The organism is Bacillus sp. KNSH39, from assembly GCF_052656585.1.
Map to the genome: position 1 here is coordinate 2,506,187 of NZ_JBQXYO010000001.1, position 15,085 is coordinate 2,521,271.

The following is a 15,085-nucleotide window of genomic DNA, read 5'->3' on the forward strand; positions in this document are numbered from 1 at the left end:
CCTATTTCTTTAGCTCGTTTAAGAAGCTTGTTCCGTATTCTGGCATTTTCACACCGAAGTTTTCTGCTACTGTTGCACCAATATCAGCAAATGTTTGACGAAGTGGTAACTCTTGTCCGCCTTCTTTCATGCTTGGGCTATATGCTAATAATGGTACATATTCACGTGTATGGTCAGTACCAGGGTGAATTGGATCATTACCGTGGTCTGCTGTAATTAATAATAGATCATCTTCTTTTAGTTTTGCGAATACTTCTGGAAGACGTGCATCATATTCTTGCAGAGCTTCTCCGTATCCTTGTGGATCACGGCGGTGGCCGAATAATGCATCAAAGTCAACTAAGTTTAAGAAGCTAAGACCTGTAAAGTCCATATTTAATGTATCTACAAGCTTATCCATTCCATCCATGTTAGACTTCGTACGAAGTGATTCAGTTACCCCTTCACCATCATAAATATCAGAGATTTTACCAATAGCAATTACATCGTAGTCACTATCTTTTAATTCGTTCATTACTGTACGGCCGAATGGTTTTAATGCATAGTCATGACGATTTGGTGTACGTGTAAAGTTTCCAGGTTCACCAACGAATGGACGAGCAATAACACGACCTACCATGTATTTCTCATCTAATGTTAATTCACGTGCAATTTTACAGATTTTATATAACTCATCAAGTGGCACTACTTCTTCGTGTGCTGCAATTTGCAATACGCTATCAGCAGAAGTATAAACGATTAAAGAGCCTGTTTCCATTTGCTCTTGACCAAGTTCATCAAGAATCTCAGTTCCAGAAGCTGGCTTATTACCGATAATTTTACGGCCTGTTTTTTCTTCTAATTCATCAAGTAATTCTTTCGGAAATCCTTCTGGGAACACTTGGAATGGTGTATCAATGTAAAGGCCCATGATTTCCCAGTGACCTGTCATTGTATCTTTACCAGTAGATTTCTCTTGCATTTTTGTGTAATATCCAAGTGGTTTCTCTACTTTAGAGATACCTTTCATTTCTCGAATGTTACCAAGACCTAATTTCACCATGTTAGGCATTTGTAACCCATTCATATGTTCAGCAATGTGACCAATTGTGTCAGATCCTAGATCACCAAATTGCTCAGCATCTGGTGCTTCACCGATTCCCACAGAGTCCATTACGACTAGGAATATACGTTTATATTTATTCATAACTGCGACCTCCTATAAGTTCAGTTCTACTTCTTGTAGTATGTTCAAAACGCTATAAAGTGAAACTGTTATCCAAAAGAATTCTCATTGTCAAACAGTACTTCTTTAAATCATTTTCTAACCTATTTCGTTTACTTGAAACGATTCAAAAACATTTCTAGTTTTTTCTAAGTCAGATGTCAGACATCTGATACTGATATCATAACATGTTTACGCTTTCTTTTTAATACATTTTCGTAGAATTTCTCATTTTCTTCACACTTCTATTGTAATCCATTCTGCAACGAAGTGCTAATTTTTTTATGATTTATTTCTTCATATTAAAAATAAAAAGTAGCTCTAAAGAGCTACTTTTTATTTTACTTCTATTGTTTCTTCTTTATGTTCATGCAATTCGCCTTTTCTTACATGTACTTTCACTTTGTAAGCACCGTTCTCTTTGAAAGCATGTTTCGTTTCATACTCTCCTTTATTCCCTTCTTTCGCTGGAATAAATTCGTGTTTTTCAACACCATCTTTCCAAATCTCTAGTTGTACTTCAGCACCAGTTAATGCTTCTTCTTTTTGCTTTAAATGAACTTTCATTGTAGATTCAGCATTTGCCTTTATGTCTCCAGCCATAAGATGGATCATTGTGTCACTTTTATGATCTCCATGTCCTGCACTGTGATCACTATTTTCTTTTTTCGCATCTTCTACTTTCGCATTTCCTACAGCAACTTTCACTTCTGGCATAACGTGCATTTCACGTGCATTTGTGTGAGCAATAATATGGTATACTCCATCCGTTTCGAATGTTTTCTCTACTGCATAAACACCTTTTCCTTTATGCTTACCATCTAACATCTCGTGCTTTTCGTCGCCATCTTTCCAAATTTCAAACTTTACATCATCGGCATCCGTTACTTTTTCTTTCCCTTGTGTAACAAGTGCTTGTACTTCTGTTTTTTCACCTGGTTTAATTTCTTTCGGATTTGTTTGGACTGCTACTTTTACAGCTTCAAGTTTCTGTTCTTTTTTCGGTTCTTCTTTGTTTGTATTACAGCCAGCCAACGCTAGCATCGCGATAAATAAAGTTATAATCAGTTTTTTCATCATCATTTCCTCCTTTATACTTTATTTAGTATAGAGGAAATACATTGTAATATTCCAGTCTTCTGCTGAAAACAATATACGAAATGTTTGTGAAGTTTCTGTGAAACGGTCTTCCCCTCTTAATCTATGAAAAAAAGAGCATAGTAACTATGCTCTCGGATGAAACTGTTTATATACATCTTTTAATCTAGTTTTTGAAACGTGCGTATAGATTTGCGTAGTTGAAATATCTGCATGTCCAAGCATTTCTTGTACAGCACGTAAATCTGCTCCATTTTCTAATAAGTGCGTAGCAAACGAGTGACGCAACGTATGAGGTGTAAGTTCTTTTTCAATATTTGCCTCTTTCGCTAATCGTTTTAATATTTTCCAAAATCCTTGTCTTGATAATCGATTACCATGATGGTTTAAAAAGAGTGCATCTACTACTTTTTTCCCCATTAATTCTCTTCTTCCTTTTTCAATATACTTTTGAATCGCTTCCGTTGCTAAACTTCCTAGTGGAATAATTCTTTCTTTATTCCCTTTCCCTATGCAACGAACAAATCCCATCGTTAAATGTACATCTTCTAAATTGAGTGCAATCAATTCTGAAACACGAAGTCCTGTCGCATACAGTAACTCTAGCATCGCCTTATCACGAATACCAAAAGCACTTGTCATTTTTGGTGTTTGAAGTAACGCCTCTACTTCATCAACTGATAATACCTTTGGTAATTTCCGTTCCCCTTGTGGCGTTTCAATATGTACGGATGGATCATGTTCTACCGCTCGTTCACGAAGTAAAAATTGGTGGAACGAACGAATTGATGCGATATGACGCGCCAATGTTTTCGAAGATTTTCCGTTCTCTTTTAAATACTGCAAAAAGTTAACAATGTGTAAACGGGTCACTTCATGAAAAGTTTTCGTCTGTTCCACATTTTGCAAATACTTTACGTAGCTTTTTAAATCCCGTTCATAAGATACTACTGTATTCTTTGCTAATCCTTTTTCGACAACCATATAATGAATAAAATCTTTTAATTGATCTTCCACTCTACACTACTCCCCATTTTCATAGAAAAACATCATTCTATTTACGAAAGCATCCTTTGCCGGTTCTTCATTCTCTGATACTTTTTCTACAGTCTCTTCTTTAGGTTTTTCATAACGATGATAGCTTTCATATTCTTCATTTATCCATAGTATAGCGAAATAAAACAAAATCGTACAACTTGTAAATAATAAAAATACTTTTATTCCATCAAAAGTTAATTTTAAAGCTCGGCGCATTGTAAATTCCTCCAAAATATAAGTTATTACAACATATGCCAAGCTTTCACCAATTTATACCTTATTCAAATAAAAAACCTCTTCCTAGATAAATAGGAAAAGGTTATTTTTCATCCGTTTCATTTTCTTGACAATTTTTACAAATCCCATGGAATGTTAAACGATGATCTTTCACCTTAAAGCTCCAGTCTCGTTCTACTTTCCTTTCCACTTCACCAAGTAAATCTTCTTGTATTTCTTGTACAGCACCACATTGTGTACAAATCAAATGATGGTGGAAACGCTGCGCACCTTCTTGGCGTAAGTCATAGCGTGAAACACCGTCTCCGAAGTTAATCTTATCGACAACTTTTAACTCAGATAATAGTTCTAAAGTTCGATAGACGGTTGCTAATCCGATCTCTGGCGACTTTTCTTTTACAAGGAGGTAAACATCTTCTGCGCTTAAATGATCTTCTTCATTTTCTAGCAGCACACGAACTGTTGCTTCACGTTGCGGTGTTAATTTGTAGCTCGCTGCATGTAATTGCTTCTTAATTCGTTCAATTCTTTCTTCCATTCGGTACTACTCCCTCCTCGCCACTCTTACACCATTATATCAGAAGAAGGGCTTCTGTCAAAAGAAAAAACAATAAAAACAAATTGATAATTATTCTCAAAAAGTATTTATTTTTTATTAATAGCCTCAACGACTTCTTTCATTAAAACTGGTGATGCGTAAGCCTCCACACTAGAAGCAAGTGCTAACACCACTCCAATTACGAGAAAGAAGCATGTATAACGGATTAATAATGGTAATAGTGGCTCGGTTATTTTTCTAATAAATTGATGCCTAATCATCCGTAAAGAAAAACTTGCAGCAATGGTTGTCATAACGAGAAAGACTGGAATGATAATTAAATTTTGTGGCAAAACAGATACAAATGCTAATAATAGTCCATTCCATCCATGCTGACTTACTAAAAAACCAACTGTAAATCCAACGACAACTCCTTTTACAAATAATAAAATAAAAATAAGTGGTAATCCAATAATTGAAATTCCTAAAATCCAAATAAATCCGATGTATTTTAATTGCGAAAAGTAACTTTCTCGAAACATTTCGCCCGCAATGGCAAATTCTCCTTTAGAGACTTGTCCAAAAAAACGTTGTAAATAAAATGATAAATCTTGTTTTTGATTGATTTGTAAACTATTCACGAGAATGGCTCCGAATATTACTCCCATCAATAATAAAACAGCGTTAAATATATATAATGAAGAGTTTTCCTGTATGTGAGACATTACACGGTCTTGCCAATTTTTTCGCCACATTTTTCTTCCCTCCGTTCACACTCTTATTAAAAATGTATGAAAGAAAGAAAAAAGTATGACGAATTAACATTGAAATTCCGCTCTACTTTGCTAAACTAAAAAGTAGAGAATAGGAGGGATTTCTCTTGAAACCATTATTATTAGATTTTCCAACATTATTTCAAACTGAACGCTTGCAAGTTCGTAAACCATTTCCAGGTGATGGTGCAGAAGTATATGAAGCAATCCAAGCTTCTCTAGAAGACTTAGTACCGTGGATACCAATTAACGCTGAAACAGAAGAGAGTGCTGAAGAAATTGTTCGCGAAGCTCACGGACAGTTTTTACTTCGTGAAACACTTGATTTTCACTTATACGATAAAGTATCTGGTACATTCATCGGAGCAATTACACTAAAGCCTGAAAACTGGGATATTCCAAAGTTTTCACTTCACTTCTGGCTACATAGTGCCTATACAAAACAAGGCTATATGACCGAAGCTGTTAAAGGTGCAATTCAGTTCGCCTTTGATAAACTAGGCGCTAGAAGAATTGAAATTCGTACTGATGCAACAAATATAAATGCATGTAGCTTAGCAGAACGTCTAGAATTCATTCTAGAAGGGACAATGGAAAATGATTTCCTAGCACCAGATGGTAGCTTACGTGATGCACGTGTATATGCAAAAATCAATTAAAAAACACTCGCCTTTGGCGAGTGTTTATTTTTGTAGTTGTAAATATTGTACTGCAAACATCGTCTTCGCATCATGAATACGAAGATCTTTCATAAGAGTAATCGCTTCTTCTAACGATACTTCCATTAATTCCACAAACTCATCTTCATCTAACTCAGCTTTATTTTCTTTTCTTGTCAAACCTGTCGCTTTATATACATATAAAATTTCATCTGCGAATCCTGGAGATGTATAGAAAGAAGTAATGAGCTCCATATTTTCACATACATATCCTGTTTCCTCTTCTAATTCACGAACTGCTGTTACCTCAGGTTTTTCACCAGGTTCTAACTTGCCAGCCGGAATTTCTATAATCGCCTTTTCAAGTGCTTTACGATACTGCTCAACAAGCACAATTTTCCCCTCATCAGTAATAGCAATAATAGCAACTGCACCAGGGTGATTTACAATTTCACGTTTACTCATTGCTCCATTTGGTAATACTACATCATCAACACGAACTTTTATAACTCTACCATCAAAAATTGGCTCAGTTTTTACTGTTCTCTCTGCAAGATTACTCATACTACTTCATCTCCCTGTTCTATTTCCTATTCTTTCCTCATACATTTTACCACATTGAAAGGAGCGTGATAGAAATGAAAGTTTATATTTTACCAAATCGCGTCACTTTAGTCGGAAAAGCATGGCAAATTCGCCATAAGCTAAAGCAATATAGCAAAGAGTATACAACTGTACAAGAGTGGATTACAGCAAATAAAGTGAAACATTAATCATGCTTTTACGGGCAGTTAATGCGAAGCGAAAAGTAAACGTTTGTCAACCTCTTTTCCCTCTCGTACAATAAAGGTAAGGAGGTTGACCTATGAAAAAACGTCAATTAGGAAACTCAGATTTGTTTGTTACAGAAATGGGCCTTGGCTGTATGTCTCTCGGTACATCTGAAACAGAAGCTATGCATATTATCGATGAAGCGATCGATTTAGGAATTAATTTTTTTGATACAGCAGATTTATATGATTACGGATTAAATGAAGAATTTGTTGGAAAAGCCTTGAAGGGAAGAAGAGACCAAATTGTACTTACAACGAAGGTTGGAAATCGTTGGACAGAAGAAAAAAATGGCTGGTCTTGGGATCCTTCTAAAGCTTACATAAAGACTGAAGTAAAGGAAAGTTTACGTAGACTTCAAACTGATTATATTGACCTTTACCAACTTCATGGCGGAACAATTGAAGATCCAATAGATGAAACAATTGAAGCTTTTGAAGAATTGAAAAAGGAAGGTATTATTCGCCATTACGGTATTTCTTCTATACGCCCAAATGTCGTTCGTGAATATGCAAAACGCTCAAACATCGTTAGTGTACTAATGGAATATAACCTTTTAAATCGTCGTCCAGAAGAATGGTTCCCCCTTCTAAATGAACACCAAATTAGCGTCATTGCCCGCGGGCCACTTGCAAAAGGAATTTTAACTGACAATAATGCAAGAAAGATAGAAAGAGTAAAGGAAAAGGATTATCTCTCTTATTCTTACGATGAATTACATGCAACTCTAGCAAGTGTAAAAGAAATGATTGGAGAACGCTCTTTAACAGGAACAGCTATTCAATATTGCTTACATAATAAGACTGTTGCAGCTGTTATACCTGGTGCAAGCTCTCTTCAACAATTACAGGAAAATATACGAGCTAGTCAACAGTTACCTTTAACGAAAGAAGAATATATACAACTTCAAAAGATTGTTAAATATGACACATATGCTTTGCATCGTTAAAAATATCGAATTACCGATAAAACAGAAGACTGTCTCCAGTATTAGGAGACAGTCTTTTTTATAACGTATCATATTTATCAGGATTCGTTCCTACATGTAAATCACGATTCAACGTGTTAATTTGACGTATCTCTTCTTCAGTTAGTGCAAAATCAGAAATAGTAAAGTTTTCTTTAATACGAGATGGTGTAACAGATTTAGGAATTGTAACAATCCCGCTTTGAATATCCCACCTTAATATAACTTGTGCAGGTGTTTTTTCATATTTGTTAGCAATAGCCTGAATGATTGGATGCTGGAATACTTCTCCGCCCCTCATTAACGGACTCCATGCTTCCATTTGAATTTGCTCATCTTGACAATAATTTCGCAACTCAAATTGCGTCAACATCGGATGAAGTTCCACTTGGTTTACCATCGGCTTCACTTTGCAATTTGGTAATAATAGTTCTAAATGATGTTTATGAAAATTAGAAACACCAATCGCACGCACTTTACCTTCTTCATACAATTTCTCTAAAGCTCGGTACGTATCAACATACTTCCCTCTTACCGGCCAATGTATTAAATATAAATCTACATAGTCCATTTGTAATTTTTTCAAACTCTTTTCAAACGCCTCGAGTGTCTCCTCATATCCTTGATCGTCGTTCCATACTTTTGTTGTAATAAATATATCTTCTCTTGGAATTCCTGATTCACGTATCGCCTCTCCGACACCGCTTTCATTTTCATATACAGTTGCTGTATCAATCGAACGGTATCCAACTTCTAACGCTGTTTTTACTGCTTGCTTTACTTCGTCTCCTTCTTTCGCTTTATATACGCCTAGACCAATCATCGGCATTTTCACGCCATTATGAAGTGTAGTTGTTGGAATATGCACAGTCGTCTCCCTTTCATTGTTACATTTTTTATAAGCCACAATTTTATTTCAACAAGATTCATCCCAAAAGTCAAAACATACGTACAGTTTACATAACACTTTTATATAGCTAAAAAATAGCGTGAACTCATTCATTCACGTTATTTTTTCTCCATTCTTTCGCTTTTTCATCCACATTGCGCACAAACTCATTTTTTCCTTCCGTATATAACGCGCCATCATATGTATACTTTTCGGCTAATTCTTTCTTTAAGGTTGCATATGCCTCTGCTTCTTCACAATGAGCCATCATATAATCACGAAATGCTAAATGCCTTACTATCTCTGGATTTCCTTTTTCAAACACGTGTAAATGATACGAGCGTTTTTCTTCAGTTCCATGAATAAAATATCGGCGTCTTGAAATACCATTTTCCCCTTTTACGATGTAACCAAGCTCTATAAATCGTTCATTCCACCCATCTACTCTTTCGATATTTTCTACTTCCATGATCATATCAATAATAGGTTTAGCTGCCAGTCCGGGAACTGACGTACTTCCAATATGATAAATTTTTACCGTTTCTGGCATCGCTGATTTTAATCTTTTAGCCTCCATTTGAAATTTTTCACTCCAATGGTTTTCATGTGGAACAACGACAATTTTTCTCATTCTAACTCCCCTTTTCTTACAAGCTCGTCAAAAAATGATCAGTGGTATTTCACTGATCATTTTTTTATTATTTAAAGTCTTTCCAAGTAAGGTTACTTTCACTTAGCAGTTCTTCAAATGATTTATTCTTTTCACGTTCTTTTTGTTCTTGGCGCTTTCTTTCCAGTTCAGCTGCCTCTTTTTCCTCTTCCCTCACTTGCAACTCTTTCTTCTTACTCTTTAATTGTTGCATGAGTGAATCATTTAATTGATCGCCTAATGTAAGTGTTTCTTTCTTTGGTTGATTCACTTGTGATTGTCTTTGCATTTGTCTTTGTTTCTTTTTCTTCATGCTACTCACCTTTTACTTTTTTCTCCATTATAGTAGATACACAATGAAATCGACAATAAAAAAGGGTCTTTACTCTATTATTCACTTTTTGTAAATATGTTAATTTTTCGAAAAGACTAAATTTTTATGTAGCTATAATCCTATGAATCTATTAAAATTATGTCGTATGATGTCAGATTATAAAAAAGGAGAATTATATTATGTGGAAAAAAATTATTCCTGCCGTTGCTGTTTTAAGCACCATTACTTTTTCAAGCGTATTTGCCGCTCCCCCATCTCAGAATCCAGCTGAACAAAACCGCTACATAGACGTACAAATGCTTGGTATTAATGATCTCCATGGACAACTAGATACTGTTAAAAAAATCAATAATAAAGAAGCTGGTGGCGCTGATTACTTAGCTACTTATTTAAAAGAACATAAAAAACAAAACCCTAATACACTTCTCGTACATGCTGGTGATATCGTCGGAGCTAGTCCACCAGTTTCAGCATTATTACAAGATGAACCGACGATTGAATTTTTAAATGACTTAAAATTTGATGTCGGTACAATCGGGAACCATGAATTTGATGAAGGCATTGATGAAATGAAACGCCTCATTTACGGTGGATATCATGAAAAAACAGGAAATTTCAAAGGGGCTAACTTCCCCTATGTAGCTGCTAATTTCTATAACAAATCAACTGGCCGCTTATTTTTACCACCATTTACTGTAAAAATGGTAGATGGTGTTCCTGTAGGATTCATTGGGGTTGTTACAACTGATACACCAAATGTCGTTATGCCTACGATGCTTAACAATGTACAAATTACTGATGAAGTAGAAGCAATTAATAAATCAACACAACAATTAAAACGCCTCGGCGTTAAATCTATCGTCGTTCTTGCTCATGTCGGTGGAACAACCGATGAGTCTGGGGTAACAAATGGCGATCTTACTCGAATTGCAAATGAAACAGACCCAGAAGTTGATGTTATTTTCGGTGGACATAGTCATACGTATGTAAATGGTACAGTAAACAATAAACTAATTGTCCAAGCAAATTCATACGGAATGGCTTTCTCAGACGTCGATGTAACAATTGATCGTAAAACAAAGGATATTGTAAAGAAAAAAGCTGAAGTTGTTACAACGTATCATGAAGGTGTAGAACCTGATAAACAAGTAAAGAAAAAACTAGATCAATATAAAGAAAAAATCGCACCACTTGTAAATGAAGTGGTCGGAAAATCTACAGCACCTATCGACCGTAAACAAAATGATGCTGGTGAGTCCACTCTTGGAAATTTAGTTGCCGATGCTCAGCGTCAAACGATGCAAACTCAAATCTCCCTCATGAATCCTGGTGGCATTCGTAATGACTTAGATGCTGGTGATATTACGTGGGGTGAGTTATACGGCATTCAACCTTTTGGAAATCAATTGATTAAAGTAGATTTAACAGGTCAAGACATTCGCGATATTTTAAATCAGCAATGGCAAAAAGGAACAACAAGAATGCTTCAAATTTCAGGTATTCAATATACGTGGGATGCAAATAAACCAAACGGTGAAAAAGTTACAAATATACGTTTAACAAACGGAGAAGAATTATCTCCATCTACAACGTATAGCGTAGTTGCAAATGCCTTCTTAGCTTCTGGCGGTGATGGATTCGTATCATTTAAAAATGGTAAAAATGCAGAAACTGGGCCAAACGACTTTGAAGCGTTAGTCAATTACGTAAAACAATTAAAAGAACCAATTCAGCCAGTTATTGATGGAAGAATTCAAAAAGTAAATTAAGTGTTTCTCTAATAATAAATTTCATTTTTCACGTATAAAGGATTTGTACTGATTCTCTATTTTATACGTAATATACATCATAAAAAGGATACTCGTTCTTCTAATGAACATAGTATCCTTTTCTTTAGTTATCAAAATGTGATGTTTTGTCAACTTCATATTGCTGTAAAAATTGTTGCAACGCCTCTTCTACAAGTTTAGATTTTTGAATTCCTTTCGATTCTGATATAAGGTCCAATCTTGCTAATATTTCTGTATTAATAGAAAAGGTTCGTCTCTTTTTCTCTGTACTTTTACTAACAATTGGTGCAATTACTTCTTCTCTTTTTCTTAATAACTCATAAATGCTTTGTAATTGCTCATAAATTAATAATTGATAATCTGTTTTCTCATATTGAAGGGCGGTCGCTTCTTGGAGTTGTAAGTGACGTGGTTCTTCTCCATCTCCTACAAAAATACGTTTCTTCTGCTCTCCATCATATTCGTATCCAATCAATCTTAATTTCTTCGATAATGTATACGGGCTTATTTCAAGACGTTTTGCTATAATAGCGATGGATTCACGTCTATTTAAACCATCTATAATTTCTCCAATCGTCACAATTTCCCTCCTCCCGTGTTGAAATGACACTAGTATGGTATGTTACAATGATTTTCTAACAGTATATGCAAAATGAATAGCCTGTGCGATTCATACGATTTCACAAAAGGAGGTTTTCAATATGCTTTTTCGTAGCTACACCCCTCAGTTCTATAACGAAAACAAACAACTCATTCCTAATAGTATCGCTACGATAGAAAGCGTTATGATTAATAATCGAAAACAAACTCTCCTTATGCGTGGACAAAACGTAGAGCAACCTATTTTATTATGCTGTCACGGCGGACCTGGGATGGCACAAATCGGATTTATTCGCCATTTTCAAAAAGAATTAGAGAAGCAATTTATTGTTATTAATTGGGATCAGCGCGGAGCTGGTAAATCCTTTTCAATGAAAGATTTCGGAGCAAATTTCACAATCGAACAATTCGTTTCCGATGCAAAAGAAGTGATTCAATATGTACTTAAAAAGTTCAACAAACAAAAACTATTTCTCGCTGGTCATTCTTGGGGAAGTATTATTGGGCTTAACATAGCACATCAATATCCAAAGTATATCGAGGCTTACATCGGTATTGGGCAAATTGTACATATGAAACAAAATGAAGAATTGCTATATCAACATTTAATTCATTCTGCAAAAAAACATGATCATAAAAAAGCATTAGCTTCCCTTTTAAAATTAGGCAAACCACCATTTTTAGATACGAGACGTCTCATTATTCAAAGAAAGTGGCTTGGCACATTTGGAGGCGCAATCCAAAACGGATCTTCCTTTTCTTTCATACGAAAAGGTTTCTTTTCTCCCGAATATACGCTATTAGATTGGTTCAAGTTTCTCGCAGGAAATTTAAAATCTGGAATTTTATGGGAAGAAATGCTGACAATCGATTTCTTTTCTTCTATCTCAAGTTTATCTATTCCAGTTTATTTTTGTTCTGGTCGCTATGATTATCAAACTCCTTATGCACTCGTTCAGGAATATTGCGATATTATTGAAGCGCCTATAAAAAAGATGATTTGGTTCCCAAATTCAGCACATTCTCCTGATTTAGAAGAACCAGAATTATTCGCTAATTCTTTACAATCAATTAAACAAGAACTAGCTTTTCAGCATTAGTAACAAAAGGCTCTTTTACATTTCATAGAAAACATTTTATAATAATATGTCGCAAGTATGTATAAACATAGCAAAATGTTTCATATTTACTTGTCTTAACAGAATAAAAATTTAGGGAGATTACATTTATTATGAACGCTGTACTCGTCGCAGTAGCAATTATGCTATTGCTTAGTTTGTTACGTGTCCAGGTCATTGTCGCCATCATTGTTGGAGCTTTAACAGGCGGACTTATCGGCGGACTCGGTATTTCAGAAACGATTAACACTTTTACAACTGGTCTTGGAAACAGTGCTCCAATCGCTTTAAGTTATGCAATGCTTGGTGGTTTCGCTATTTCCCTTTCCAAAACAGGACTTCCAGATGCTATGATTCAAACTGCATTAAAATGGATTGGCAATGAACAAGACACGAAAAAACAAGTTTATTCTAAAATACTTATTTTATTCATTATTTTAACGATGGCTTGTTTCTCACAAAATGTGATTCCTGTTCACATTGCTTTCATCCCCATCTTAATTCCAGCACTTTTAAAAGTATTAAATGAGCTGAGAGTGGATCGCAGACTTGTCACATGTATTATTACATTTGGATTGATTACTCCTTATATGTGGATCCCTGCAGGGTTCGGAAAAATTTATCATGACGTATTGCAAACCAACGCTGCGCAAAGCGGCCTTACATTTGATGTCACACTTATTCCAAAAGCAATGACTATTCCAGCAATCGGTATGATTATTGGATTATGTGTAGCGGTATTCATTACGTACCGAAAACCTCGTACGTATGAAACAGAACAAATTCATACTACCGAAAATGAAATCGTTCCCTATACAAAACGTAGCATTACTTTCGGGTTATTATCTATCATTGCTACATTAACTGTTCAATTAACAACAGAATCAATGATTTTCGGTGCTTTAGCAGGTATTATCGTCTTATCAGTTAGTGGCAGTCTACCACTTAAAGAAGCAGATGCGATATTAACAAGCGGAATGCGTATGATGTCCTTTATTGGCTTTGTTATGATTGCTGCCGCTGGATTCGGCGCTGTTCTTCGAAAAACAGGACATGTTGAATCTCTAGTGCAAACGAGTGCACATATAATCGGAAATAACAAACCACTCGCTGCATTTCTTATGCTCGTTATTGGACTTCTCGTTACGATGGGAATTGGTTCATCCTTTTCAACCATCCCTATCTTAACAACCATTTTTGTACCTCTTTGCATTCAGCTTGGATTTAGTCCAATGGCCACAATTGCAATTATCGGTACAGCCGGAGCACTAGGTGACGCAGGATCTCCAGCATCGGATAGTACCCTTGGACCAACATCCGGTTTAAATGCTGATGGTCAGCACCATCATATATGGGATACATGTGTACCCACTTTTCTACATTACAATATACCGTTACTTATATTTGGCTTTATTGCCGCAATTACATTATAAAAAGGTGCGTATAAAACGCACCTTTTACTTTTTTATTTTTCCTTTTAATTGTTGAAAAGCTACTTTTCCGTTATCTTTGACATAGCTTTCAATTGTCGGTAGTGATGAACCTATCCATTCACACTCTATACTCCCATTCGGTCCAACAATTTTTAATTTATCTGGTATATGTATATTTAGAAATCTCGCTGACCGAATTAACTCAATAGCAATCTGATCACTTGAGGCTACAATTCCATCTATATACGGATTGTTTTGCAATAATGTAATAAATTGTTTATTTGTATACCCTTGTACACATTCTTCTCGATAAGAGATTCCTTCATCCCAAACAGCGTCTAAAAACCCTGCTATATGATCTTCCATTTCTTCACTTTCTTCTCCCTCACCGAAATATGCAAGAAAGTGACACCCTTTCTCTTTTAATAAAGAAACAGCTCTCTGTCCACTTTCATAATAATTTCCATGTGATTGTTGCTCATCGATCACAACAAATGGAAATGGAATTTCTCCTACACTTTTAAAAACTGCTCTCGTCAAAATAACACCTGCAATGTTATTTTGCTTCAGCATATGTCTGTATCTATCTTTATTCTCTATATTACAAATAATGATTTGATAGCCTTCTTTATATGCTATTTCCTCAATACAATGTAGCAAAGTGATGTTTGATTGGTTACATAAATTATCTACAAGTAATGCAATTATCGTTGAACTCTCTTTAAATAGTGGCTTCGCTGCACTGTTTGGCCTATAACGTAATTCTTCAATTGCTTCCTTTACTTGTTTTACTGTGTCCTCATGAACGTATCCTTTTTCATTAATAACTCGTGAAACGGTTGCGACTGAAACACCTGCCAATTTTGCAACATCACGTATAGTTGCCACATCGTCACCCCTTAATATGGTAATAGATTACAATTTTAC

Annotated in this window: 18 protein-coding genes; 6 read left to right on the forward strand and 12 right to left on the reverse strand. The window is 35.4% G+C overall.

Translation table 11 applies throughout. The annotated features are described in order from the left end of the window. Position 1: 1 nt before the first annotated feature. From deoB to spoIIM, 6 genes are all read right to left on the reverse strand, one after another. Positions 2 to 1,186, reverse strand: a complete 1,185-nt coding sequence (gene deoB / locus ACUL40_RS12645; RefSeq protein WP_001046079.1) for a phosphopentomutase — start codon at positions 1,184 to 1,186, stop codon at positions 2 to 4. A gap of 354 nt (positions 1,187 to 1,540) precedes the next feature. Next, complete coding sequence (locus tag ACUL40_RS12650; RefSeq protein ID WP_445422652.1) at positions 1,541 to 2,281, reverse strand: FixH family protein; 741 nt, start codon at positions 2,279 to 2,281, stop codon at positions 1,541 to 1,543. Between the two features lie 147 nt (positions 2,282 to 2,428). After that, the gene (gene xerD, locus ACUL40_RS12655; RefSeq protein WP_000390088.1) at positions 2,429 to 3,319 is read right to left on the reverse strand and encodes a site-specific tyrosine recombinase XerD; all 891 of its coding nucleotides are present in this window, start codon (positions 3,317 to 3,319) and stop codon (positions 2,429 to 2,431) included. A gap of 6 nt (positions 3,320 to 3,325) precedes the next feature. Beyond that, complete coding sequence (locus tag ACUL40_RS12660; protein ID WP_025687577.1) at positions 3,326 to 3,556, reverse strand: DUF4227 family protein; 231 nt, start codon at positions 3,554 to 3,556, stop codon at positions 3,326 to 3,328. A gap of 103 nt (positions 3,557 to 3,659) precedes the next feature. Beyond that, on the reverse strand, positions 3,660 to 4,115 hold the full coding sequence (fur, locus tag ACUL40_RS12665) for a ferric iron uptake transcriptional regulator (protein WP_000392657.1): 456 nt from the start codon (positions 4,113 to 4,115) through the stop codon (positions 3,660 to 3,662). 107 nt (positions 4,116 to 4,222) lie between these two features. Continuing rightward, on the reverse strand, positions 4,223 to 4,840 hold the full coding sequence (spoIIM, locus tag ACUL40_RS12670) for a stage II sporulation protein M (protein WP_013142149.1): 618 nt from the start codon (positions 4,838 to 4,840) through the stop codon (positions 4,223 to 4,225). A 155-nt stretch (positions 4,841 to 4,995) separates the two neighbouring features. On the opposite strand from spoIIM, the gene ACUL40_RS12675 reads away from it, so the two are divergent. Next, entirely contained in the window at positions 4,996 to 5,547 is a 552-nt protein-coding gene (locus ACUL40_RS12675) for a GNAT family N-acetyltransferase (RefSeq protein WP_000803479.1), read from the forward strand. A 24-nt stretch (positions 5,548 to 5,571) separates the two neighbouring features. On the opposite strand, the gene ACUL40_RS12680 is transcribed toward ACUL40_RS12675, so the two are convergent. After that, positions 5,572 to 6,111 carry an NUDIX hydrolase gene (locus tag ACUL40_RS12680; protein WP_000067042.1) on the reverse strand — a complete coding sequence of 180 codons (540 nt, stop codon included), beginning with the start codon at positions 6,109 to 6,111 and terminating at the stop codon, positions 5,572 to 5,574. 74 nt (positions 6,112 to 6,185) lie between these two features. Here ACUL40_RS12680 and mciZ point away from each other — a divergent pair, with 74 nt between their 5' ends. Further along, on the forward strand, positions 6,186 to 6,320 hold the full coding sequence (gene mciZ, locus ACUL40_RS12685) for a Z-ring formation inhibitor MciZ (protein ID WP_000870302.1): 135 nt from the start codon (positions 6,186 to 6,188) through the stop codon (positions 6,318 to 6,320). A 92-nt stretch (positions 6,321 to 6,412) separates the two neighbouring features. Continuing rightward, positions 6,413 to 7,327: an aldo/keto reductase gene (locus tag ACUL40_RS12690; RefSeq protein WP_000747210.1), complete on the forward strand. Its 915-nt coding sequence runs from the start codon at positions 6,413 to 6,415 to the stop codon at positions 7,325 to 7,327. A gap of 58 nt (positions 7,328 to 7,385) precedes the next feature. On the opposite strand, the gene ACUL40_RS12695 is transcribed toward ACUL40_RS12690, so the two are convergent. From ACUL40_RS12695 to ACUL40_RS12705, 3 genes are all read right to left on the reverse strand, one after another. Further along, positions 7,386 to 8,213, reverse strand: coding sequence for an aldo/keto reductase (locus tag ACUL40_RS12695; protein ID WP_000547993.1), 828 nt, complete (start codon positions 8,211 to 8,213; stop codon positions 7,386 to 7,388). 127 nt (positions 8,214 to 8,340) lie between these two features. Then, positions 8,341 to 8,865, reverse strand: a complete 525-nt coding sequence (locus tag ACUL40_RS12700; RefSeq protein WP_001227190.1) for a GrpB family protein — start codon at positions 8,863 to 8,865, stop codon at positions 8,341 to 8,343. Between the two features lie 67 nt (positions 8,866 to 8,932). Then, positions 8,933 to 9,196, reverse strand: a complete 264-nt coding sequence (locus ACUL40_RS12705; RefSeq protein WP_000727561.1) for a YqkE family protein — start codon at positions 9,194 to 9,196, stop codon at positions 8,933 to 8,935. Positions 9,197 to 9,396: 200 nt separating this feature from the next. Here ACUL40_RS12705 and ACUL40_RS12710 point away from each other — a divergent pair, with 200 nt between their 5' ends. Beyond that, positions 9,397 to 10,986: a bifunctional metallophosphatase/5'-nucleotidase gene (locus ACUL40_RS12710; protein ID WP_000265551.1), complete on the forward strand. Its 1,590-nt coding sequence runs from the start codon at positions 9,397 to 9,399 to the stop codon at positions 10,984 to 10,986. Between the two features lie 124 nt (positions 10,987 to 11,110). Here the strand turns inward: ACUL40_RS12710 and ACUL40_RS12715 are convergent, their stop codons facing one another. Next, complete coding sequence (locus ACUL40_RS12715; RefSeq protein ID WP_000151931.1) at positions 11,111 to 11,587, reverse strand: ribbon-helix-helix domain-containing protein; 477 nt, start codon at positions 11,585 to 11,587, stop codon at positions 11,111 to 11,113. Between the two features lie 121 nt (positions 11,588 to 11,708). On the opposite strand from ACUL40_RS12715, the gene ACUL40_RS12720 reads away from it, so the two are divergent. Beyond that, positions 11,709 to 12,707, forward strand: a complete 999-nt coding sequence (locus ACUL40_RS12720; protein ID WP_000898969.1) for an alpha/beta fold hydrolase — start codon at positions 11,709 to 11,711, stop codon at positions 12,705 to 12,707. A gap of 131 nt (positions 12,708 to 12,838) precedes the next feature. After that, on the forward strand, positions 12,839 to 14,158 hold the full coding sequence (locus ACUL40_RS12725) for a Na+/H+ antiporter family protein (protein ID WP_000994817.1): 1,320 nt from the start codon (positions 12,839 to 12,841) through the stop codon (positions 14,156 to 14,158). 24 nt (positions 14,159 to 14,182) lie between these two features. On the opposite strand, the gene ACUL40_RS12730 is transcribed toward ACUL40_RS12725, so the two are convergent. Then, a complete protein-coding gene (locus ACUL40_RS12730) occupies positions 14,183 to 15,046 on the reverse strand; it encodes a LacI family DNA-binding transcriptional regulator (RefSeq protein ID WP_445422653.1) in 864 nt (287 codons plus the stop codon). Positions 15,047 to 15,085 lie beyond the last annotated feature (39 nt).

What these genes read in the sequence shown, in the direction of transcription:
- ACUL40_RS12660 (WP_025687577.1), bottom strand. Translation starts at nt 3,556, where the DNA reads ATGCGCCGAGCTTTAAAATTAACTTTTGATGGAATAAAAGTATTTTTA.
- ACUL40_RS12710 (WP_000265551.1), top strand. Translation starts at nt 9,397, where the DNA reads ATGTGGAAAAAAATTATTCCTGCCGTTGCTGTTTTAAGCACCATTACT.
- ACUL40_RS12690 (WP_000747210.1), top strand. Translation starts at nt 6,413, where the DNA reads ATGAAAAAACGTCAATTAGGAAACTCAGATTTGTTTGTTACAGAAATG.
- ACUL40_RS12650 (WP_445422652.1), bottom strand. Translation starts at nt 2,281, where the DNA reads ATGAAAAAACTGATTATAACTTTATTTATCGCGATGCTAGCGTTGGCT.
- spoIIM (WP_013142149.1), bottom strand. Translation starts at nt 4,840, where the DNA reads ATGTCTCACATACAGGAAAACTCTTCATTATATATATTTAACGCTGTT.
- ACUL40_RS12725 (WP_000994817.1), top strand. Translation starts at nt 12,839, where the DNA reads ATGAACGCTGTACTCGTCGCAGTAGCAATTATGCTATTGCTTAGTTTG.
- fur (WP_000392657.1), bottom strand. Translation starts at nt 4,115, where the DNA reads ATGGAAGAAAGAATTGAACGAATTAAGAAGCAATTACATGCAGCGAGC.
- mciZ (WP_000870302.1), top strand. Translation starts at nt 6,186, where the DNA reads ATGAAAGTTTATATTTTACCAAATCGCGTCACTTTAGTCGGAAAAGCA.
- deoB (WP_001046079.1), bottom strand. Translation starts at nt 1,186, where the DNA reads ATGAATAAATATAAACGTATATTCCTAGTCGTAATGGACTCTGTGGGA.
- ACUL40_RS12680 (WP_000067042.1), bottom strand. Translation starts at nt 6,111, where the DNA reads ATGAGTAATCTTGCAGAGAGAACAGTAAAAACTGAGCCAATTTTTGAT.
- ACUL40_RS12705 (WP_000727561.1), bottom strand. Translation starts at nt 9,196, where the DNA reads ATGAAGAAAAAGAAACAAAGACAAATGCAAAGACAATCACAAGTGAAT.
- ACUL40_RS12720 (WP_000898969.1), top strand. Translation starts at nt 11,709, where the DNA reads ATGCTTTTTCGTAGCTACACCCCTCAGTTCTATAACGAAAACAAACAA.
- ACUL40_RS12700 (WP_001227190.1), bottom strand. Translation starts at nt 8,865, where the DNA reads ATGAGAAAAATTGTCGTTGTTCCACATGAAAACCATTGGAGTGAAAAA.